Origin of the sequence: Pseudomonas sp. LAIL14HWK12:I10, from assembly GCF_900184205.1 — a bacterium.
GTDB lineage: Bacteria > Pseudomonadota > Gammaproteobacteria > Pseudomonadales > Pseudomonadaceae > Aquipseudomonas > Aquipseudomonas kermanshahensis.
This window is the reverse complement of record NZ_FXWU01000007.1, coordinates 254,064-275,005: the sequence shown is the minus strand read 5'-3', so window position 1 is coordinate 275,005 and position 20,942 is coordinate 254,064. Positions and strand designations below refer to the sequence as shown.

Below are 20,942 nucleotides of genomic sequence, written 5' to 3'. Positions count from 1 at the left end.
CTTGCCGGCGATTGGGCTGCGAAGCGGCCCCAGGGCCAATAATCAGATCCAGGAATGCCGCGCAGGCAGGCTGCCGTTCAGGTGGTAAGCGCCCACCGCGTGGTACTTCCAGCGCACCGGGTCATGCAGGGTGTGCACGCGGGCGTTGCGCCAGTGGCGGTCGAGGTTGAACTCGCCCAGGGTGGCGCGGCTGCCGGCCAGCTCGAACAGCTTTTCGCTGGCCTGCAAGGAGACCTCGGTGGTCAGCACCTTGGCCTCGGCCACAGCAATCGAAGCGCGGGCCGCAGAGGCAGCGTCGATCGGTGCAGCATTGACCTCATCGAGCACCCGCGCCGCTTTGCGTAGCAGCGCCTCGGCAGCGTGCAGCTCGAGCTTGAGGCGGCCGATGTAGGCGATCACGTACGGGTCGTCGCTGGCGCGCTCGACCTTGGCGTCGATCCAGGGCCGCGATTTGTCGCGCACAAAGCTGATGGCATCATCGATGGCCGCTTCGGCGATGCCGGCGTCGATGGCTGCCTGGATCAACTGCGAAGCCGCGCCCTGGATATTCGGCGTGTCACGCTGGCGCCAGTTGTCGATCACCAGTTCCGCATCGACCGGTACCTGGTCGAGCAGCACGGTGCCGCTGGCGGTGGTGCGTTGGCCGAACCCAGACCAGTCATCGACGATGCGCAGCCCAGGGCTGCCGCGGCGGACGAAGGCCAGGCGCTGGCGGCCTTCGTCGTCCAGTGCCTTGACCGCCACCCAGTGGGCGTACAGGGCGCCCGTGGAGTAGAACTTTTCACCACTGATGCGATAACCGTCGCCTACGCGGGTGATCTTTGCCTTCAGGGTCAGGGTGTCTTTGGTGCCGCGCTCGGGGCCGGCATTGCCGATGCGCCAGCCGTCCAGCACGCTGCGGAAGATCACCGCCTGCTGTGCCTCGGTGGCGGTCAGGCGCAGCAACTGCAGCATGCCGAACTGGTTCTGTGGGATCTGCCCCAGGGCCGGGTCGGCGGCACTGATCAGGCGGAAGACTTCCGCCACGGTTTCGAACGAGACATCGGGGCCGCCATAGGCCTTGGGTACGCTGATGCTGCCCAGGCCGCTACGGGTGAACTGCTCGATCTCTGCCCACGGCAGTTTGCGTTGCTGGTCGCGGCGTGCGGCCTGCTCACGGGCCACGTCGGCCAGTTCGCGTGCGGCTTGCAGGGCCTCGGCGTCGTTGCGCAGCACCTTGGCTGGCAGCAGCAGGGGCGAGCTGTCGACGTCGCTGTGGAAAAGGGTATTTGGCTGGCTGGACATCAGTACCGCTCCTTGGCTGCACTCAATGCCCTGGCGATACGCACTGGGGTGATTGTGATCCTGACCATTCCTAACCTCACAAAAGTAGATGCGTCGCTTCAGCTGATGGCGACAGACGTTTGCTGGTCCGGTGGTCCGGTGTATATACCCTAATGGCTTATTAAAAGATTATGAACTAACCTTTTGGAATATATATAGAAGTTGAGATTTGCGCAGCGGGTGCCGGCTTCTTCGCGGGCAAGTCGGACCGCGAAGAGGCCAGTACAGGTTTATTCCGAAGCTGCGGTGCCGAGGAACTTGCGCAAGAACTGCCGGGTGCGCTCTTCCTTGGGCGCGGCAAACAGCGCCTTGGCTTCACCCTGTTCGACGATCACCCCCTTGTCGAAGAAGATCACCCGGTTCGCCACATCACGGGCAAAACTCATCTCGTGGGTAACGATGATCATGGTGCGCTTTTCTTCGGCCAGGCCGCGGATGGTGGCGAGCACTTCGCCAACCAGCTCCGGGTCGAGCGCCGAGGTCGGTTCGTCAAACAGAATCACCTCAGGCTCCATCGCCAGGGCACGGGCAATCGCTACCCGCTGCTGCTGGCCACCGGAAAGGCGCCGCGGGTAGGCGTCTTCCTTGCCCGCCAGGCCTACCTTGGCCATCAGCTTGCGGCCCAGGGCAATGGCCTGGTCGCGGGGCGTCTTCTTGACGATCACCGGGCCCTCGATGACGTTTTCCAGGGCGGTGCGGTGGGGGAACAGGTTGAAGTTCTGGAACACGAAACCGGCCTGCTGACGCAACCGGCGAATCGCACTCTGCTGCCCACCCAGCGGGCGATTGGCATCGATGCTGATGGCGCCGATCTGGATCTGCCCGGCGTCGGGGGTTTCCAGCAGGTTGAGGCAGCGCAGGAAGGTGGTCTTGCCCGAGCCGCTGGGGCCGATGATGGCGACCACTTCGCCTGGCTGCACGGTCAGGTCGATGCCATTGAGCACGGTCTGGCCCTTGAACTGCTTGGACAGGCCTTTAACTACGATCATGCTCAATGCTCCTGGTCATGCTGGTTGACCCGCGCTTCCATGCGGTTCTGGAAGTGCGCGAGGATACTGCAGAGGATCCAGTAGATAACGGCCACAGCCAGGTACATGGTGAAGACTTCGAAGGTGCGCGCGGTAATCAGCTGGGCCTGGCGGAACAGCTCGGGCACCTGGATGGTCGCCGCCAGGGCGGTGTCCTTGACCAGCGAGATGAAGCTGTTGCCCAGCGGCGGCAAGGCCGTACGCAGGGCTTGCGGCAGGATGGCCCGGCGCATGGCCTGGGTGCGGGTCATGCCGATGCTGGCAGCGGCTTCCCACTGGCCACGGTCGATCGATGAAATCGCCGCACGCAGGATTTCGCAGATGTAAGCTGCCATGTTCAGCGACAGGCCGATCAGCGAGGCCGGGATGGGGTCGAGTTCGATACCGATCTGCGGCATGCCGAAGTAGATCACGAACAGCTGCACCAGCAGCGGCGTGCCCCGGAAGAACGACACGTAGATGCGTGCCAGCCAGTCCAGCGGCAACATCTTCGACAGCCGCATCAGCGCCAGGGCAAACCCCAGCACCAGGCCGAAGAACATGCCACCGACACTGAGCAGCACCGTATAACCCGCGCCCTTCAGCAGGAAGGGCGTGGAATCGACAACGAGTTGCAGGCTTTCAGGGATCATTTAGTGACATCGGCACCGAAGTATTTTTCCGACAGCTTGGCCAGCGTGCCGTCGGCCTTGAGCTTGTCGATGGCCTTGTTGAGGGCCGCCAGCAACTCAGGTTCGCCTTTGCGCAGGGCCACGCCGCTTTCCAGGCGCGAGAAGGCGTCGCCGGCAAGCTCGGTGTCCTTGGCTTTTTGCGCGTATTCCAGTGCGGCCAGGCGGTCGATCAGGATCGCGTCGATGCGGCCGTTGCGCAGGTCGGCGAATTTGCTCGGGTCGTCTTCATAGGTGCGCACGTCTGCTTGCGGAACATCTTGCTTGACCCATTGCTCGTAGTTGGTGCCCAGGCCTACGCCGACTTTCTTGCCAGCCAGGTCAGCCGCTTTGTGGATGTTCAGCTGCTCGGCCTTCTTCTTCAGGATCAGCGCCTGGATGCCGGAAATGGTGTAGGGCTCGGAGAAGTCGTACTTCTTCTTGCGCTCTTCGGAAATGGTCACTTGGTTGATCACCACGTCCAGACGCTTGGATTCCAGCGCGGCGAGAATCCCATCCCATTTGGTCGGTTGAACCTTGGCTTTGACCCCGAGCTCCTTGGCCAACAGCTCGGAGAGTTCAACCTCGAAGCCGGTCAGGTTTCCGTCTGCGTTGACGAAGCTGAACGGTGGGTAGGTGCCTTCCAGGCCGACGTTGATCACGCCCTTTTCCTGAATGGTCTTCAATTGCTCGCCGGCGAAGGCCTGGCTGAGCAGGCCGGCACCCAGCAGGATGGCCAGGCTGGCGTTGAGTAGCGGTTTGGCGAATTTCGACATGTCAGGCCCCGCGCTTGGTGTGGAAGTAGTGGGTGGCGACTATAAAGTTGGCCGCTTAGGCCAGGAAATAATAAAAAATTATCTTATTATTCCGTTTTGTTTTTTCTGCCGAGTGACATCAGCTTTGAGGGTAGGCCAGGATACTGGCGCCGTCATCGCGGCTTATGCCCGACTTAGCGCAGGATGGAATAAAGCGTTGTTTTTTCCAAGGGATGGATTTGCCGTAGAGTGGATTGCATAACGACAGATTGGCCCCAGGCAGGAGAACACCGTGAGCGAACAACCAACATCCGCGCATTGGCAGTTGCACAGCATCGTCAGTGGTTTGCGCAGCGCCCGTGAGCAATGGCGCAGCCGCAATGGCCGCAGCATTGGCGAGCAGGGCGGGCGCGAACTGCCCTCTCGCGAGGCCATGCGGCAGATTCTCGAGCAGTTGTGCGGGGCGCTGTTCCCGATGCGCCTTGGGCCGGTCGACCTGCGCGAAGAGAGTGAAGATTTTTACGTAGGGCACACCCTGGATGCCGCCCTGACCGCATTGCTGGCCCAGGCCCGCCTGGAGCTGCGCTACGCCGCCCGGCAGAGCCAGGGTGACTTGGTGTCCGTCGATGCCCAGGCACTGCGGCTGATCCAGGATTTTGCCGCGGCGCTGCCCAACCTGCGGGTATTGCTCGACACCGACGTGCTGGCCGCCTACCACGGTGACCCGGCGGCGCGCAGTGTCGATGAGGTGCTGCTGTGCTACCCAGGCATCCTCGCCATCATCCATCACCGCCTGGCGCATCACTTGTACCAGGCTGGTTTGCCGCTGCTGGCGCGTATCAGTTCGGAGCTGGCGCATTCGGCGACCGGTATCGACATCCACCCCGGCGCGCAGGTCGGCCCGAGCTTCTTCATCGACCACGGCACCGGCGTGGTGATTGGCGAGACCGCGATCATCGGCGAGCGGGTACGTATCTACCAGGCGGTGACACTGGGCGCCAAGCGCTTCCCAAGCGATGAGTCGGGTACCCTGCACAAAGGCCTGCCGCGCCACCCGATCGTCGAGGACGACGTGGTGATCTATGCGGGGGCGACGATCCTGGGGCGCATTACCATCGGCAAGGGCTCGACCATTGGCGGTAATGTGTGGCTCACCCGCAGCGTGCCGGCCGAGAGCAACATTACCCAGGCCAACCTGCAGCTGGATTGCCAGGACAAGAACTGACCTGAGGTCTTTACTGGCTGTACCGGCCCTTTCGCGGGCCGGTTCAGGCATGCACCGATCAGCACCCCGGTTCGCATCAAATCCCGATCCATGGTTAACTTGAACGCTTGTTCAATGAAAAAACGCTGGTCCGCTGCCGGTGTTCAACAGGAGGATTCCTTTGCTGAACCCGTTCATTTCGAACCTTACGTCACGTGACGAGGTGCATGCCCGATGAGTGCACCGACCCCCACCCTTGCCAACGGCAAGATGCGCATGAACCCTCCGGTGTTCTATTTCGCGGCAAGTTTCATCCTCATCTTCGGCCTCATTGTCATCACCAATCCGCAAGCCGCAGGCGACTGGTTGCTGGCGGCACAGAACTGGGCGGCCAACACGGTCGGCTGGTACTACATGCTGGCGATGACGCTGTACCTGGTCTTCGTGGTGGTCACCGCCTTGTCTGGCTACGGCAAGATCAAGCTCGGTGCCGACCACGACGAACCCGAGTTCAGCTACTTGTCCTGGGCCGGCATGCTGTTTGCCGCCGGCATCAGCATCACGCTTTTCTTCTTCTGCGTATCCGAACCGCTGACCCACATGCTGCAGCCGCCCCAAGGCGAAGCAGGCACGGCAGAGGCCGGGCGCCAGGCCATGCAGATCCTGTTCCTGCACTGGGGCCTGCATGGCTGGGGCGTGTTTGCCTTCGTCGGCATGGCGCTGGCCTACTTCGCCTACCGGCATAACCTGCCGCTGGCCTTGCGCTCGGCGCTGTACCCCCTGATCGGCAAGCGCATCAACGGGCCGATTGGTTACGCGGTGGATGGCTTCGGCATCATTGCCACGGTGTTCGGCCTGGGCGCCGACATGGGCTTTGGCGTGTTGCACTTGAATGCCGGCCTGGATTACCTGTTCGGGATCAGCCACAGCCAGTGGGTGCAGGTCGCGCTGATCACCCTGATGATGGGCGCGGCGGTGGCCGTGGCGGTCGCCGGTGTGGAGAAAGGCGTGCGGGTGATGAGCGACATCAACCTGTTCCTGGCCTGCGCGCTGTTGCTGTTCGTGCTGTTTGCCGGCCCTACCCAGCACCTGTTCAACACGCTTATCCAGAACCTGGGTGACTACCTCGGCGCCTTGCCCCGCAAGAGCTTCGACGTCTATGCCTATGGCGAAAACCGCGACTGGCTGGGCGGCTGGACGGTGTTCTACTGGGCCTGGTGGATTGCCTGGGCGCCATTCGTGGGCTTGTTCATTGCGCGTATTTCGCGCGGGCGCACCATCCGCGAATTCGTCTTCGGCGTGTTGTTGATTCCCCTGGGCTTCACCCTGGCGTGGATGTCGATCTTCGGCAACAGCGCATTGGACCAGGTCATCAACCATGGCATGACCGCGCTTGGCCAATCGGCGCTGGATAACCCGTCGATGAGCCTGTACCTGCTGCTAGAGACCTACCCCTGGAGCAAGGTGGTCATCGCGACCACGGTGTTTATCAGCTTCGTGTTCTTCGTCACCTCGGCCGACTCGGGCACTGTGGTGCTGTCGACTTTGTCGGCCAAGGGGGGTGACCCGGATGAAGACGGGCCTAACTGGCTGCGGATTTTCTGGGGCGCGATGACCGCGCTGATCACCAGTGCATTGCTGTTCGCCGGCAGCATCGATTCGCTGAAGTCGGCGGTGGTGCTGACCTCGCTGCCGTTCTCGCTGATCTTGCTGTGCATGATGTGGGGGCTGCACAAGGCGTTCTACCTGGAGTCCCAGCGGCAGATTGCGCAGATGCATTCGCTGGCGCCGTTCGCTCAGTCGCGTCGCGGTCGTGGCGGCTGGCGCCAGCGCCTGAGCCAGGCCGTGCACTTCCCATCACGCGATGAGGTGTACCGCTTCATGGACGACGTGGTGCGCCCGGCGATTGCCGATGTGCGTGAGGTGTTCGAGCAGAAGGGCCTGGTGCTGATTACCCAGGACGACCCGAGCCACGACAACGTCAGCTTGAAAGTGGGCCATGGCGAGGAGCAACCCTTCATCTACCAGGTGCAGATGCGCGGCTATTTCACGCCGTCGTTTGCGCTGGGTGGGCTGGGTGCTCAGGAGTTGAAGAACCGCCGTTATTACCGGGCGGAGGTGCACCTGAGCGAGGGCAGCCAGAACTACGACCTGGTGGGCTACAGCAAGGAGCAGATCATCAACGACATCCTCGACCAGTACGAGCGGCATATGCAGTACTTGCACTTGGTCCGCTAGAACGCTGGGGCCGCTTTGCGGCCCTTTCGCAGCACAAGGCTGCTCCTACAGGATGTGCGATCCCCTGTAGGAGCAGCCTTGTGCTGCGAATGGAGGCCAACGGCCTCCCGCGGTTCAAAACGGCGCATCCCCCAAAATCGTCGCCCGGTGCATCACCCGCCGATTCGGCCGGTAATCATCCACCGCAAAATGCTGGGTCACGCGGTTGTCCCAGAACGCTACATCATTTTCCTGCCACCGCCAGCGAATGCTGAACTCAGGCCTGGTCGCATGGGCGAACAGCAGCTTGAGCAATGCGTCGCTCTCATACTCGTTCAACTCATTGATGCGCGTGGTGAACCCTTCGTTGACGAACAGCGCCTTGCGCCCGCTGACCGGGTGCGTGCGGATCACTGGGTGTGACAGCGGCGGGTTGTTGCGCCGGGTCGCCTCCCAGCGCGCCAGGTCTTCTGGCGTGGTGCCAAAACGCTCGAGCGGGAACGACTTGGTGAAGTCATGGGTGGCCGTCAGCCCGTCAAGCATCTCGCGCAGGGGCGCCGACAAGGCTTCGAGGGCGGCAATGCCACTGGCCCACAGGGTGTCGCCGCCATACGCCGGCAGTTGTTTGGCGCTGAGTACCGCGCCTAACGCCGGGGTCGGCAGGAAGGTCACGTCGGTGTGCCAGACGGCATTGTCGCGCACGTCGGTGACCGCCGTGTCGAGCACCAGCACCTGTGGGGTTTCCGGCACGTTGGGGTAGATCGGGTGGATGTGCAGGTCACCAAAGCGGGCCGCAAAGCGGGCTTGCTGGTCTGGGTTGATCGGTTGATCGCGAAAGAACAGCACCTGGTGCTTGAGCAGCGCTTGCTCGATGGCGTCGCGCTGCTCGGTGGTGATGTCGCGGCTGATGTCCACGCCGCTGATCTGGGCGCCGAGCGCCGGGCTGAGAGGGGTGATGGTCAGGCTCATGTCGGTCTCGATCTGTTTTTACTAGGCGCCGAAATGCCGGCGTGGTCAGTGACTTTGCCCGTGCCAGGGCACCAGCTTGCGTTGCAGCGCGCGCAGGCTCATTTCCAACGCGAAGGCGATCAGGGCGATCAGCAGAATGCCCAGCACCACCACGTCAGTGACCAGGAACTGCGCCGCCGACTGCACCATGAAGCCCAGGCCGCTGGTGGCGGCGATCAATTCTGCGGCGACCAGGGTCGACCAGCCGACCCCAAGGCCGATGCGGATGCCGGTGAGGATGTCGGGCAAGGCGCTGGGCAGGATCACGTGGCGGATCAGTTGCGCCTTGGTCGCCCCCAGCGATTGCGCGGCGCGCAGTTTGGCCGGGTCGACGGTGCGTACGCCGGTGGCGGTGGCGATGGCAATCGGGGCGAAGATCGCCAGGTAAATCAGCAACACTTTCGACAGCTCGCCGATGCCGCACCAGATGACGATGAGCGGCAGATAGGCCAATGGCGGAATAGGGCGGTAGAACTCGATCAGCGGGTCGAGAATGCCCCGCGCCACGCGGTTGTAACCGATGGCGATGCCGACCGGGATGGCGGTCAGGGTGGCGGCGACCAGCGCCAGGCCGATACGGCCCAGGCTTGCCCCCAGGTGCTGCCACAGGCTGGCATCCATGTAGCCCTGGGTCAGTAGGGTCCAGGCCCTGGCCAGGATATCGCCGGGCGCCGGCAGGAACAGCGGCTGGATCCAGCCGGCGGCCGTCACCAGCCACCAGGCCAGCAGCAGGCTGGCCAGGGTCAGGGTGCTGATCCAGCGGGTAGCAAGCGGGCGGCGTACCTTTTCAGCAGGCCGGGTGTGGGCGTCGCGTTTGCCGGTAACCGGCAGATCCAGGCTGCTCATGCGCGCTCCTGCAGGCTTTGGCGTTGGGAGAAGACCCGCGCCAGCACATGCTCGCGGGTTTCGATGAAGCGGGGGTCGGACTTGATCGCCCGGGCCGGCTCGCCCGCCGCGTAGCGTTGGCCGAAGTCCAACTGCAGGCGCTCGACTACACGCCCCGGGTTGGGCGCCAGCAGCACCAGCTCGCTGGCGAGGAACACCGCTTCTTCAATGTCGTGGGTAATCAGGAACACAGGCTTTGCGGTGCGCTGCCAGACCTGCAGCAGCAGCTCTTGCATCTGCTCGCGGGTGAACGCGTCGAGCGCGCCGAACGGCTCGTCCATCAGCAGTACCCGTGGGTCGGCCGCCAGCGCGCGGGCCAGGCCAACACGCTGCTTCTGGCCACCGGACAATTGCCATATGCGCCGCTCGGCAAACCCTTCCAGGTCGACCAAGGCCAGCATCTCGCGGGCTTTGGCCTCGCGCTGGGCGCGCGGTACGCCGGCCAGCTCAAGGCCAAAGGCGACGTTGCCCAGCACGTTCTGCCAGGGCAGCAAGGCATCGTCTTGGAACACCACACCGCGTTCGGCGCTGGGGCCGTTGACCGGTGCACCGTCAAGGGTGATGCGGCCGCCGCTGGGGGCGACGAAGCCGGCGATCAGGTTGAGCAGCGACGTCTTGCCGCTGCCGGATGGCCCGAGGGCCACCAGCAGCTGGCGTGGCCCCAGGCTCAGGTTGATGTCGGCCAGCACCGGGGTGCTGGCGCCAGGGTACTGTGCGCTGATGCGCTCCAGTTCAAGCAAGGCCATGACGGGCTCCGGATCAGTTTGGAAGGAACTTGGCGCTGACGTACGGCGAGTAGTCCGGCAGCACCGCGTCGACCTTGCCTTGTTGCTTGAGGAAGGTGGCTGTGTCGGTCAGCGCTTGGGTGGTCGGTGCACCCAGGGCGTTGGCCTGGTCGGCGGCCAATGGGTAGACGTTGCCTTCCAGCAGCACCGGGATATCGCTGGCCTTGGCGCCGGACAGCTTGACCAGCTTGGCCACGTTGTCCTTGTTGGCCAGCCACGCTTGCGGGTCTTTGCGGTAGTCGGCGTAGGCGTCGAGGGTGACCTTGGCGAACGCCTTGACCACGTCAGGGTGCTTGTCGGCGAAGTCCTTGCGCACGATCCAGGCGTCGAAGGTCGGTGCGCCTTTTTCGGCCAGTTCACCGGAGGTGATCAGCACCTTGCCGTTTTCCTTGGCCACGCCCAGGGCGGGGTCCCAGACGTAGGTCGCGTCGATGTCACCGCGTTTCCAGGCGGCAATGATCGCCGGTGGCGCGAGGTTGAGGATCTGTACCTTGGACGGGTCGATGTTCCAGGCCTTGAGCGCCGCCAGCAGGCTGTAGTGGCCGGTGGAAACGAAAGGCACGGCCACTTTCTTGCCGATCAGGTCTTGCGGCGTCTTGATGCTGTCGCGTGCCACCAGAGCTTCGCCCGCGCCGATCTGGGTGGCGATCAGGAAGGTCTCGACTGGCAGTTTGCGCGTTGCCGCAGCGGCCAGCGGGCTGGAACCGAGGTAGCCGATCTGCACGTCACCGCTGGCCACAGCCGTGATCACATCGGCGCCGTTGTCGAATTTGCGCCAGTCGATACTGGCCTTGCTGGCTTTTTCGTAGTCGCCATCGACCTGGGCCACTTTGGCCGGGTCAACGGTGGTCTGGTAGGCCACGGTCAGGTCGGCGGCCTGGGCCAACCAGCTGGTGCCGGCGAGGGTCAGGGCGGCGAACAGGCGCAGCGGAGCGTGCGGGATCATGGTTGAACCTCTCGTCAGGCAATCGATGTGATGGATGGCGAGAAGACTAAATGATCTAAGAAATCTAAAATAAATAACTTTTTAGAATTAGCTTAGGAGCCAAATGCTTTAAGCCGCGCGCCGTTGATGTCGCGCAATGGCGAAATCCGACAGGGCTGCTAGGCTTTTTCGTCCCTTAGAGCAGTATGGAATTAGGTTATGAGCAAACGTTTGCAAATAACCCACAGTTATGAACGAGTGTGCCGTTTACAACAAAAGGCAGTAAAGGTTCCTAACATATTCCGGAAAAATCTTACAAATTCATAAAACGGTCATTTTGGATTTATAGGATTGTCATTATCCTGTAGCGCAGGTGGCGTCTTAGACCAAAGTCGCGAAACGTTTAGAAACGATTGACTTCATGGTCACGCTTTGGGACTAAATCGCCAATCCACGGTGAGCGGGGCAGCAGACCCCGCCTCCAGAGATACACAAGAATTAGAACGTAGAGGAGCAAAACATGTACAAGTCCAGCCTGGCTCTGGCCGTGGCACTGGGGGTTCTCGCCCAACAAGCAGGCGCTGCCGGTTTCGTTGAAGACAGCAAACTGTCGCTCAGCTCGCGCACCATGTACTTCAACAACGACAACCGTGACGGCGGTGCTGACAACCGCGAGTCTGGCCAGGGCTTCAAGCTCGACTACCTGTCCGGTTTCACCGAGGGTACCGTTGGCTTCGGCGTCGATGTTCAGGCCCTGTGGGGTATTCACCTGGATGGCGGCCGCGGCAAGCACCCTGACAACAGCAGCTTCTTCCCGAGCGATACCGACGGGTCTGCTGTAAGCCAGTGGGCGCGTGTAGGCGGTAACGCCAAGGCTCGCTTCTCCAAGACCGAAGCCCACTTCGGTAGCGCCCTGGCGCCGAACCTGCCGATCCTGGTGGCCAACGATGGCCGTCTGCTGCCGCAGACCTTCGAGGGTGGCACCATCCAGTCGAAGGAAATCGACAACCTGACCGTCAACGCCGGTCAGCTGACCCACGCCATGGGCCGTGCTTCGAGCAACCGTACCGGCCTGTCCGTGGCGGGCGCTACCCAGGACAGCAACAAGTTCCGCTACGGCGGCCTGGACTACAAGCTCACGCCAGACTTGACCCTGCAGTACTACTACTCGAACCTGGAAGACTTCTACAAGCAGCACTTCCTGGGCGCGACCCACGTGTTCAAGATTGCTGACGACCAGTCGTTCAAGACCGACCTGCGCTACTTCGACAGCAGCAGCGACGGCAAGAACGGTGAAGCCGGCTACCGCTTCAACAACAACGGCGGTTATGCCAAGAACGCTGGCGAGGTCGACAACAAGACCTGGACCGCCATGTTCACCTACACCCTGGGCGGCCATGCGCTGATGCTCGGTCACCAGCGCGTCAACGATGACGGTGGTTTCGTCTGGCTCAACCAAGGCAGCGTCGTTGATGGCAATGGCCGCAACGAAGGCGCCGGTGGTTCCAGCTTCTACCTGTTCACCGACAGCATGATCAACCAGTTCGCCAAGGCCGGTGAAAACACCACCTTCGGTCAGTACTCGTATGACTTCGCGCGTCTGGGCGTCCCTGGCCTGAAAGCTTCGGTCTCCTACCTGAAAGGTGAAGACGGCAAGAACGCCAACGGCAACGGTACCTTCAGCGAATGGGAACGTGACGCCCGCGTCGACTACGTTATCCAGGAAGGCACCTTCAAAGGCCTGGGCGCCAGCCTGCGTCACGGTGTCTACCGTGGCACTGGCACCAGCTCGCTGGCTGACCAGGATCAGACCCGTCTGATCTTCAACTACACTTACAACTTCCTGTAAGCCGTAGCTGAACCAGAAGCCTCGCCTAGTGCGAGGCTTTTTTATGTCTGCAATTCGGTATGCTCTGTGGTTATAAATAAATCAGTATTTATTCTTTTTGTTTTTAACTGAATGCAGGCACATTGAACCCCACAAGGCCAGAACACAGCACAGGAGCCGCACCCCATGAGCCTCAAACTCGGCGACATCGCCCCCGATTTCGAACAGGATTCCAGTGAAGGCAAGATCCGCTTCCACGAGTGGCTCGGCAACAGTTGGGGTGTGCTGTTTTCCCACCCGGCCGACTTTACCCCGGTGTGCACCACCGAACTGGGCCTGACCGCCAAGCTCAAAGACGACTTCGCCCAGCGCGGCGTCAAGGCCATCGCGTTGTCGGTGGACCCAGTCGACTCGCACCACAAGTGGATCGATGACATCAACGAGACCCAGAACACCGTGGTCAACTTCCCTATCATCGCGGACGCCGACCGCAAGGTGTCCGACCTCTACGACCTGATTCACCCGAACGCGAACGACACCCTGACCGTGCGCTCGCTGTTCGTCATCGACCCAAACAAGAAGGTGCGCCTGACCATTACCTATCCGGCCAGTACCGGGCGCAACTTCAACGAGATTTTGCGGGTAATCGACTCGCTGCAGCTGACCGACAACTACAAGGTCGCCACGCCAGGTAACTGGCAGGACGGTGACGACGTAGTGATCGTGCCTTCGCTCAAAGACGAGGAGGAGATCAAGCAGCGTTTCCCCAAAGGGTATCGGGCGGTGAAGCCTTATCTGCGCCTTACGCCGCAACCTAATCGTTAATGGATCCACGTTGCATTGCTCTTAGCCATAGCAGGGATTTCGGGCCGTTTCGACGGCCCTTTTTTATGCCTGAAGGAACGGTGTTGGCTTCTTCGCGGGTAAACCCGCTCCCACAGAGACCGTATTGGGGGATAGATAAAAGTGGAATAAACAAATGAAAAAATATGATTTCTAGATATATGAACGGGCTGTTAATGTCACTCCCAACAGAACACAAGGAAGCGCTCCAATGCTGGTCGTCTCAATCGGTGGTAGCCCTGGTACCCGTTCACGCTCCGGCGTGTTGCTCGAGCGCTCGCGCCAGTGGCTGCAGCACCGTGGCGTCGAAGTGGTGACCTTTCAGGTACGTGACTTCCCCGCCGAGGACCTGCTCCATGCGCGCTTCGACAGCCCGCAGGTGCAGCACTTCCAGCAACTGGTGGCCCAGGCCGATGGCCTGATCGTCGCCACCCCGGTGTACAAGGCATCGTTCGCCGGCGCGCTGAAAACATTGCTCGACCTGCTGCCCGAACGCGCCCTGGAGCACAAGGTCGTGTTGCCCATCGCTACCGGCGGCAGCATCGCCCACATGCTGGCGGTGGATTACGCGTTAAAACCGGTGCTGTCGGCACTCAAGGCGCAAGAGACCCTGCAAGGGATCTTCGCCGACGACAGCCAGGTCGCCTACGCAGAAGGCGCCAAGGCGGCACAGCTGGCACCTGCTCTGGATGAGCGCCTGCAGGACTCGCTGGAAACCTTCCACGTTGCCCTGGCCCGTCGGCCGCGCCCCGTGGCCCCCGGCGTACTCAATGAACGCCTGATCAGTGCCCGCTGGAGCATCTGACCCGGTTCAACGGCTTTATCGCGTCATCCACCTTACTCGCCCGTCAACGAGGCAAGCAGGTGCAACCCGAACCCCATTCGCACAGGAGAGCGCCATGCGCACAGTCTTCTTGCGTCGTGGTCTGGTCGCCCTGTTTGCGGCGGCTGTGTCCTTCGGCGCCATCACCCAAGCCCAGGCCGAGAGCCTGCGCATCGGTTATCAGAAATACGGCACCCTGGTGCTGCTCAAGGCCAAAGGCACGCTGGAGAAGCGCCTGGCCGAGCAAGGCGTGCAGGTGCAGTGGACCGAATTCCCCGGTGGCCCGCAGTTGCTCGAAGGCCTGAACGTCGGCTCCATCGACTTCGGCGTCACCGGCGAAACGCCGCCGGTATTCGCTCAGGCTGCCGGCGCCGACCTGCTCTACGTGGCCTACGAGCCACCGGCGCCGCACAGCGAAGCGATCCTGGTGCCGAAGGGCTCGTCGATCCAGTCGGTGAAAGACCTCAAAGGCAAGAAAGTCGTCCTCAACAAGGGCTCCAACGTCCACTACCTGCTGGTGCGTGCCCTGGAAGATGCAGGCCTCAAATACAGCGACATTCAACCGGTCTACCTGCCGCCAGCCGATGCCCGCGCGGCATTCGAGCGTGGCAGCGTCGATGCCTGGGTGATCTGGGACCCGTACCAGGCCGCCGCCGAGAAACAGCTGCAGGCACGCACCCTGCGTGACGGCAAAGGCCTGGTCGACAACCATCAGTTCTATCTCGCCACCCGTGACTATGCCACCCAGCACCCTGCAGTGATCAGCACCTTGATCGACGAAGTGCGTGCCGTGGGCGAGTGGTCCCAGGCCAACCCGCAGGAGGTCACCGATCAGGTCGCGCCCCTGCTTGGGCTGCCTGCCGACATCACCCTGACCTCGGTCAAGCGCCAAGGCTACGGCGCTGCGCCGCTCACCCCTGAGGTGGTGGCCGCACAACAGAAGATCGCCGACACGTTCCAGGCGCTGAAGCTTATTCCCAAGCCGCTGAGCATCAAGGACGTGATCTGGACACCCCCGGCCAAGGTCGCCAGTGCGCCTTGATTGAATTGCCTGCGCCGGGGCGTTGCTCCGGCTTGAGCCACCCTTGAGGAGACAACTCCAATGAGCCTTAACATTTTCTGGTTTCTTCCCACACACGGTGACGGCAAGTACCTGGGCACCTCCGATGGCGCCCGTGCAGTCGATCACGGCTACCTGCAGCAAATTGCCCAGGCTGCCGACCGCCTTGGTTTTGGTGGGGTGCTGATCCCTACCGGGCGTTCCTGCGAGGATTCCTGGCTGGTGGCTGCGTCGTTGATCCCTGTCACCCAGCGCCTGAAGTTTCTGGTTGCCCTGCGCCCCGGCATCATTTCGCCGACCGTGGCGGCGCGCCAGGCCGCGACCCTGGACCGCCTGTCCAACGGCCGTGCGCTGTTCAACCTGGTCACCGGTGGCGACCCGGACGAACTGGCCGGTGACGGCCTGCACCTGAGCCACGAAGAGCGCTACGAAGCCTCGGTCGAGTTCACCCGTATCTGGCGCAAGGTGCTGGAAGGCGAAAACGTCGACTACGATGGCAAGCACATCCAGGTGAAGGGCGCCAAACTGCTCTATCCGCCGGTTCAGCAACCGCGTCCGCCGCTGTACTTCGGCGGCTCGTCCGAAGCCGCGCAAGACCTGGCGGCCGAGCAGGTCGAGCTGTACCTGACCTGGGGCGAGCCACCGGCCGCTGTTGCCGAAAAAATCGCCCAGGTGCGCGAAAAGGCGGCCGCCCAAGGCCGCGAAGTGCGCTTCGGTATCCGCCTGCACGTGATCGTGCGTGAAACCAATGAAGAAGCCTGGGCCGCCGCTGACCGCCTGATCTCGCACCTGGACGACGAAACCATCTCTCGTGCCCAGGCCTCGCTGGCGCGTTTCGACTCGGTCGGCCAGCAGCGCATGGCTGCCCTGCACGGCGGCAACCGCGACAACCTGGAGGTCAGCCCCAACCTGTGGGCGGGTGTCGGCCTGGTACGTGGCGGCGCCGGTACTGCGCTGGTCGGCGATGGCCCTACCGTGGCTGCGCGGGTCAAGGAATACGCCGAGCTGGGCATCGATACCTTCATCTTCTCGGGTTATCCACACCTTGAAGAGTCCTACCGCGTTGCCGAGCTGCTGTTCCCGCACCTCGACGTACAGCGCCCGGAACAACCGAAAAGTACCGGTTACGTGAGCCCGTTCGGCGAGATGGTGGCCAACGACATCCTGCCCAAGTCCGTGTCGCAGAGCTGAGGGCCGGGCCATGAGTCGTGCAACTTCTTCTACCTTGGCCCAGCGCCTGGCCCCGTGGGCACTGCCGGTACTGCTGCTGGCGGCCTGGCAGCTGGCGGTCAGCGCGGGCTGGCTGTCGACCCGCATCCTGCCAGCGCCGAGCGCGGTGGTCAGCGCGGGTGTCGAGCTGGTGCGCAGCGGCGAGATCTGGACCCACCTGGCCATCAGTGGCTGGCGTGCCGGGCTGGGCTTCGTCATCGGCGGCAGCATCGGCCTGGCGCTGGGCTTTATCACTGGCCTGTCGAACTGGGGCGAACGCCTGCTCGACAGCTCGGTGCAGATGATCCGCAACGTGCCTCACCTGGCGCTGATCCCACTGGTGATTCTGTGGTTCGGTATCGATGAGTCGGCAAAGATTTTTTTGGTCGCCCTGGGCACGTTGTTCCCGATCTACCTCAACACCTACCACGGCATCCGCAACGTTGACCCGGCCCTGGTGGAGATGGCGCGCAGCTATGGCCTGTCCGGTTTCGGCCTGTTCCGTCAGGTGATCCTGCCAGGTGCATTGCCCTCGATTCTGGTGGGCGTGCGCTTCGCCCTGGGCTTCATGTGGCTGACCCTGATCGTGGCAGAAACCATCTCGGCGAATGCCGGTATCGGTTACCTGGCGATGAACGCCCGTGAATTCCTGCAGACCGACGTGGTGGTCTTGGCCATCGTCCTGTACGCCGTGCTTGGCAAGCTCGCTGACCTCGCCGCCCGCGGCCTGGAACGTGTCTGGCTGCGCTGGCACCCGGCCTATCAAGTGGCCAAGAAGGAGGGCGCATGACCGTGCTCAAGGAACAGCCGCCACGCCTGCTGCGTGGCATCCCCCTGGCATCCAACGGCCTGCGTAAAACTTTTGGCCAGCGTGAAGTGCTCAAAGGCATCGACCTGCACATCCCGGCCGGCCAGTTCGTCGCCATCGTTGGCCGCAGCGGCTGCGGTAAGAGCACTTTGCTGCGTTTGCTGGCCGGCCTCGACCAGCCCAGCGCCGGTGAATTGCTGGCCGGTGCCGCACCCTTGGCCGAAGCCCGCGAAGAAACCCGGCTGATGTTCCAGGACGCGCGCCTGTTGCCGTGGAAGAAGGTGATCGACAACGTCGGCCTGGGCTTGTCTGGCAACTGGCGGCCACGTGCGCTGGATGCGCTGGAAGCAGTCGGCCTGGCCGACCGCGCCAACGAGTGGCCGGCAGCACTCTCCGGTGGCCAGAAGCAACGGGTGGCCCTGGCGCGGGCACTGATTCACCAGCCGCGTCTGCTGTTGCTGGACGAGCCGCTGGGTGCCCTGGATGCATTGACCCGTATCGAGATGCAGCAATTGATCGAACGCCTCTGGCGTCAGCACGGGTTCACCGTGTTGCTGGTCACCCACGATGTCAGCGAGGCGGTTGCCGTGGCGGACCGGGTGATCTTGATCGAAGACGGCGAGGTCGGGCTCGACCTCACTGTCGATCTGGCACGGCCAAGGTCGCGTGGTTCGCACCGTTTGGCGGCGCTGGAAAGCGAAGTGCTCAACCGTGTTCTGTCGGCTCCGGGCACTGCGCCTGAGCCGGATCCTGTAGCCCCTTTGCCCACGCAACTGCGTTGGGCGCACTGAATCACTCACTTACCCGACTGAAGCCAAAGAGAAGGAATCAAGCCATGACTATCAAAGCCATCAACGTTCGCAACCAGTTCAAAGGCACCGTGAAAGAAATCCTCGAAGGCCCGGTACTGTCGGAAATCGACGTGCAGACCGCCTCCGGCGTTGTCACCTCGGTGATCACCACCCGCTCCGTGCGTGAGCTGGAGCTGCAGGTGGGCAGTGAAGTGATTGCCTTTGTGAAGTCGACAGAAGTGTCCATCGCCAAGCTGTGATTCTGGTGTTGAAGGGGGCTGCTCTGCAGCCCTTCGCGGGCAAGCCCGCTACTACAGGAGATCGAATTCCCATCAGGAGATCGAATCCCATGTGGGAGCGGCCTTGCGTCGCGATAGGGCCGCAAAGCGGCCCCAACCATTTCAACCCAAACGCTTAGCCAAAAACGGCGGCAAATAAAGCCCCAGATACGCCTCGAACACCCGCTTGCCTTCCTCAGCCATGCGCGCCGTGATCTGTTCATGCAACTGCACCGACCGCGCATACACCCGGTCGCTCAGCTCCATGGCCAGGGCAAACACATCCACATCTGCAGGCATCACCGGCAAGTGAAAATGCTGGTCGAACAGCTTGTACATCAGGTCGCCCAGCTCCATGTCGTGCTGCCGGTCAGCTTGCACCACTTCGCTCAGGCCATGCTGCGCCAGGATCAACTGACGCGCCGCGGCATCCCCGTTGTAGATATCCAGCATGCGTTGCTCGATCAACCGTGACAGTTCATGCCAGGTCGTCAGCGTACTGCTGTCGATCGGTGCACTCAGCGCTTCGCGAAACGCCCGGTGCACGTCGGCGGTCAACGCCTCCAGCAGGGCCGGGACGCTGGCGAAGAAGTGGTACACCGACGAAGGGGGTATCTGCGCCCGCTCGGCCACGCTGTAGATCGACAACCCCGCCACCCCCAGCTCGGCAAGCAGCTCGCGCGCGGCCGCCAGGATCGTCTCGATCCTGGCCTGGCTGCTGGCGCGCGGCTTGCGCGGGGAGGCGGTGCGGCTCATCAGTTGCTGATCGCCAGGATGCTGGCCTGGTAGGCGCCGACGAACAGGTCGAAGTCGCCGACTTCGGTCTGCTCAAGCTCGGCCTGTTTGGCCAGCGACTCGCGGGCGAGCGTTTCGAAGGCCTGCTGGCGTTCGCTGCTGAGCGGTTGCTCGCGGAAGCGCTCGGCGTGAACGCGGCTCTGGCGCAGCGAGAACTGGACAAAACTTTCGTCATGTTCGGTCATGCGTGCCAGGACTTGGGCCGATGGGGTCAGCGAGGCGTCGTCGACCTTGGCCTGTTGCTCCTGCAGGGCGTTGGCATGTGCGTCGCCGCCGTGGGCGCGGTCGAGCAGCTCGGCCAGTTGGCCAATGCGAGTGATCAACTCGGTAGCCCAGGTTTTCAGCGCGATGGCCTGACCATCACGGTGCAGTTCCAAGCCTGGGCGACGGCCTTCTTTGACTACGGTCAGGAAGTTGCTGGTGCACTGGCCACACTCGCCGTTGTCCAGTTGCGGGCTTTCTTCAAGCGCGCAGAACAGCAGGAAGGCATCGAGGAAACGCGCTTCGGTCAGGTCGATCCCGACCGGCAGGAACGGGTTGATGTCCAGGCAGCGCACTTCGACGTACTGCACGCCACGGGACGTCAGCGCCTGGATCGGCCGCTCGCCGGTGTAGGTGACACGCTTGGGGCGGATGTTCGAGTAGTACTCGTTCTCGATTTGCAGGATGTTGGTGTTCAGCTGCACCCACTCGCCATCCACGTGCGTACCGACTTCAACGTAGGGCGGGTAGGGCGTGCCCACCGCCTTGCGCAGGCTGTCGGTGTAGCTGGCCAGGTTGTTGTAGCAAGGCGTGAGACCGGCCTGGGCGTTGCTCTGGTAGCCCAGGTCGCTCATGCGCAGGCTGGTGGCATAGGGCAGGAACAACGTTTCGGCATCCAGTTCTTCGAGCTGGTGCGGGCGGCCACGCAGGAAGCCTTTGTCCAGGGTCGGCGAAGCGCCGAACAGGTACATCAAAAGCCAACTGTAGCGGCGGAAGTTGCGGATCAGTGCGATGTAGGCCGACGACTGATAATCGCGCGCGTCTTCTGCGCTGCCTTCGCTTGCGCGCAGCAAGGGCCACAACGCTTCAGGCAGCGAGAAGTTGTAATGGATACCGGCGATGCACTGCATGGTGCGGCCATAGCGCAGGGCCAGGCCTTTGCGGTACACGTGCTTGAGCTTGCCGATGTTGGAGCTGCCGTATTCGGCAATCGGGATGTCTTCCTCGGCCGGCAACGCGCAGGGCATCGACGGGCTCCACAGGTATTCGCTACCCAGCTTGGTGTAGACGAAGCGGTGGATCTCGTCGAGGTTCTCGAGCACCTGGGCCGGGTCCGCCAGGGCCGGGGTGATGAACTCCAGCAGCGACTCGGAATAATCGGTGGTGATCTGCTCGTTGGTCAGCGCCGAACCCAAGGCCTCAGGGTGCGGGGTCTGGGCCAGGCGACCTTCATCGGTCACGCGCAGGCATTCTCGCTCAATACCGTGCAGGCACTGCTTGAGCAGGGGGAGATTTGCGCCGAGCAGGCTCAGGCGGCGGTTGAGGAGTTCGCTCAAGATGTATTCCTTCACGCGTCAGTCGCCCCAATATGGGGGTAGAGATAACGGTCTACAAGGGTAGGAAGAAAGGAACTGGCGTTGTCGCCTGGTTTACGCGGTTCCGGCACCGAATTGTGGGGCCGCTTTGCGCCCCATCGCCGGCAAGCCGGCTCCCACAGAAGGTCAGCGGGGACCTTGTGGGAGCCGGCT

The 20,942-nt window shown here is 62.5% G+C and carries 20 protein-coding genes; 10 read left to right on the top strand and 10 right to left on the bottom strand.

The annotated features are described in order from the left end of the window. Positions 1 to 42: 42 nt before the first annotated feature. The 4 genes from QOS90_RS17740 to tcyJ form a co-directional block, all read right to left on the bottom strand. Entirely contained in the window at positions 43 to 1,284 is a 1,242-nt protein-coding gene (locus QOS90_RS17740; RefSeq protein ID WP_085273876.1) for an SfnB family sulfur acquisition oxidoreductase, read from the bottom strand. Between the two features lie 269 nt (positions 1,285 to 1,553). Beyond that, positions 1,554 to 2,312, bottom strand: coding sequence for an L-cystine ABC transporter ATP-binding protein TcyN (gene tcyN, locus QOS90_RS17735; RefSeq protein ID WP_085273875.1), 759 nt, complete (start codon positions 2,310 to 2,312; stop codon positions 1,554 to 1,556). A 2-nt stretch (positions 2,313 to 2,314) separates the two neighbouring features. Further along, the gene (gene tcyL / locus QOS90_RS17730) at positions 2,315 to 2,983 is read right to left on the bottom strand and encodes a cystine ABC transporter permease (protein ID WP_085273874.1); all 669 of its coding nucleotides are present in this window, start codon (positions 2,981 to 2,983) and stop codon (positions 2,315 to 2,317) included. After that, on the bottom strand, positions 2,980 to 3,774 hold the full coding sequence (gene tcyJ, locus QOS90_RS17725) for a cystine ABC transporter substrate-binding protein (RefSeq protein WP_027595169.1): 795 nt from the start codon (positions 3,772 to 3,774) through the stop codon (positions 2,980 to 2,982). Before tcyJ ends, tcyL begins: the two co-directional genes overlap by 4 nt. 271 nt (positions 3,775 to 4,045) lie before the next feature. Here tcyJ and epsC point away from each other — a divergent pair, with 271 nt between their 5' ends. Next, positions 4,046 to 4,978, top strand: coding sequence for a serine O-acetyltransferase EpsC (epsC, locus tag QOS90_RS17720; RefSeq protein ID WP_027595170.1), 933 nt, complete (start codon positions 4,046 to 4,048; stop codon positions 4,976 to 4,978). 255 nt (positions 4,979 to 5,233) lie between these two features. Continuing rightward, on the top strand, positions 5,234 to 7,195 hold the full coding sequence (betT, locus tag QOS90_RS17715; protein ID WP_172960398.1) for a choline transporter BetT: 1,962 nt from the start codon (positions 5,234 to 5,236) through the stop codon (positions 7,193 to 7,195). A gap of 114 nt (positions 7,196 to 7,309) precedes the next feature. Here the strand turns inward: betT and tauD are convergent, their stop codons facing one another. The 4 genes from tauD to tauA are packed head-to-tail and all read right to left on the bottom strand — an operon-like array spanning position 7,310 to position 10,798. Continuing rightward, on the bottom strand, positions 7,310 to 8,143 hold the full coding sequence (gene tauD, locus QOS90_RS17710) for a taurine dioxygenase (RefSeq protein ID WP_085273873.1): 834 nt from the start codon (positions 8,141 to 8,143) through the stop codon (positions 7,310 to 7,312). A gap of 45 nt (positions 8,144 to 8,188) precedes the next feature. Next, positions 8,189 to 9,028, bottom strand: a complete 840-nt coding sequence (gene tauC / locus QOS90_RS17705; protein WP_085273872.1) for a taurine ABC transporter permease TauC — start codon at positions 9,026 to 9,028, stop codon at positions 8,189 to 8,191. Beyond that, a complete protein-coding gene (gene tauB, locus QOS90_RS17700; protein ID WP_027595174.1) occupies positions 9,025 to 9,813 on the bottom strand; it encodes a taurine ABC transporter ATP-binding subunit in 789 nt (262 codons plus the stop codon). The genes tauC and tauB overlap by 4 nt, the downstream gene beginning before the upstream one ends. Before the next feature lie 13 nt (positions 9,814 to 9,826). Next, complete coding sequence (gene tauA, locus QOS90_RS17695) at positions 9,827 to 10,798, bottom strand: taurine ABC transporter substrate-binding protein (RefSeq protein WP_085273871.1); 972 nt, start codon at positions 10,796 to 10,798, stop codon at positions 9,827 to 9,829. A gap of 499 nt (positions 10,799 to 11,297) precedes the next feature. Between tauA and QOS90_RS17690 the strand changes: the two genes are divergently transcribed. From QOS90_RS17690 to QOS90_RS17655, 8 genes are all read left to right on the top strand, one after another. Beyond that, complete coding sequence (locus QOS90_RS17690; protein ID WP_085273870.1) at positions 11,298 to 12,626, top strand: OprD family porin; 1,329 nt, start codon at positions 11,298 to 11,300, stop codon at positions 12,624 to 12,626. Between the two features lie 165 nt (positions 12,627 to 12,791). Next, complete coding sequence (locus tag QOS90_RS17685) at positions 12,792 to 13,430, top strand: peroxiredoxin (protein ID WP_027595177.1); 639 nt, start codon at positions 12,792 to 12,794, stop codon at positions 13,428 to 13,430. Between the two features lie 229 nt (positions 13,431 to 13,659). Further along, positions 13,660 to 14,253 carry an NADPH-dependent FMN reductase gene (ssuE, locus tag QOS90_RS17680; RefSeq protein WP_027595178.1) on the top strand — a complete coding sequence of 198 codons (594 nt, stop codon included), beginning with the start codon at positions 13,660 to 13,662 and terminating at the stop codon, positions 14,251 to 14,253. Between the two features lie 94 nt (positions 14,254 to 14,347). Beyond that, positions 14,348 to 15,313: a sulfonate ABC transporter substrate-binding protein gene (locus tag QOS90_RS17675; protein ID WP_027595179.1), complete on the top strand. Its 966-nt coding sequence runs from the start codon at positions 14,348 to 14,350 to the stop codon at positions 15,311 to 15,313. A 60-nt stretch (positions 15,314 to 15,373) separates the two neighbouring features. Then, complete coding sequence (gene ssuD, locus QOS90_RS17670) at positions 15,374 to 16,522, top strand: FMNH2-dependent alkanesulfonate monooxygenase (RefSeq protein ID WP_027595180.1); 1,149 nt, start codon at positions 15,374 to 15,376, stop codon at positions 16,520 to 16,522. Positions 16,523 to 16,532: 10 nt separating this feature from the next. Then, complete coding sequence (gene ssuC, locus QOS90_RS17665) at positions 16,533 to 17,330, top strand: aliphatic sulfonate ABC transporter permease SsuC (RefSeq protein WP_027595181.1); 798 nt, start codon at positions 16,533 to 16,535, stop codon at positions 17,328 to 17,330. Beyond that, a complete protein-coding gene (gene ssuB / locus QOS90_RS17660; protein ID WP_027595182.1) occupies positions 17,327 to 18,139 on the top strand; it encodes an aliphatic sulfonates ABC transporter ATP-binding protein in 813 nt (270 codons plus the stop codon). Before ssuC ends, ssuB begins: the two co-directional genes overlap by 4 nt. A gap of 44 nt (positions 18,140 to 18,183) precedes the next feature. Next, the gene (locus QOS90_RS17655) at positions 18,184 to 18,399 is read left to right on the top strand and encodes a TOBE domain-containing protein (RefSeq protein ID WP_027595183.1); all 216 of its coding nucleotides are present in this window, start codon (positions 18,184 to 18,186) and stop codon (positions 18,397 to 18,399) included. A 141-nt stretch (positions 18,400 to 18,540) separates the two neighbouring features. On the opposite strand, the gene QOS90_RS17650 is transcribed toward QOS90_RS17655, so the two are convergent. Beyond that, positions 18,541 to 19,173 carry a TetR/AcrR family transcriptional regulator gene (locus QOS90_RS17650; RefSeq protein WP_027595184.1) on the bottom strand — a complete coding sequence of 211 codons (633 nt, stop codon included), beginning with the start codon at positions 19,171 to 19,173 and terminating at the stop codon, positions 18,541 to 18,543. Further along, positions 19,173 to 20,750, bottom strand: coding sequence for a glutamate--cysteine ligase (gene gshA / locus QOS90_RS17645; RefSeq protein WP_371918160.1), 1,578 nt, complete (start codon positions 20,748 to 20,750; stop codon positions 19,173 to 19,175). The genes QOS90_RS17650 and gshA overlap by 1 nt, the downstream gene beginning before the upstream one ends. Between the last annotated feature and the right edge of the window lie 192 nt (positions 20,751 to 20,942).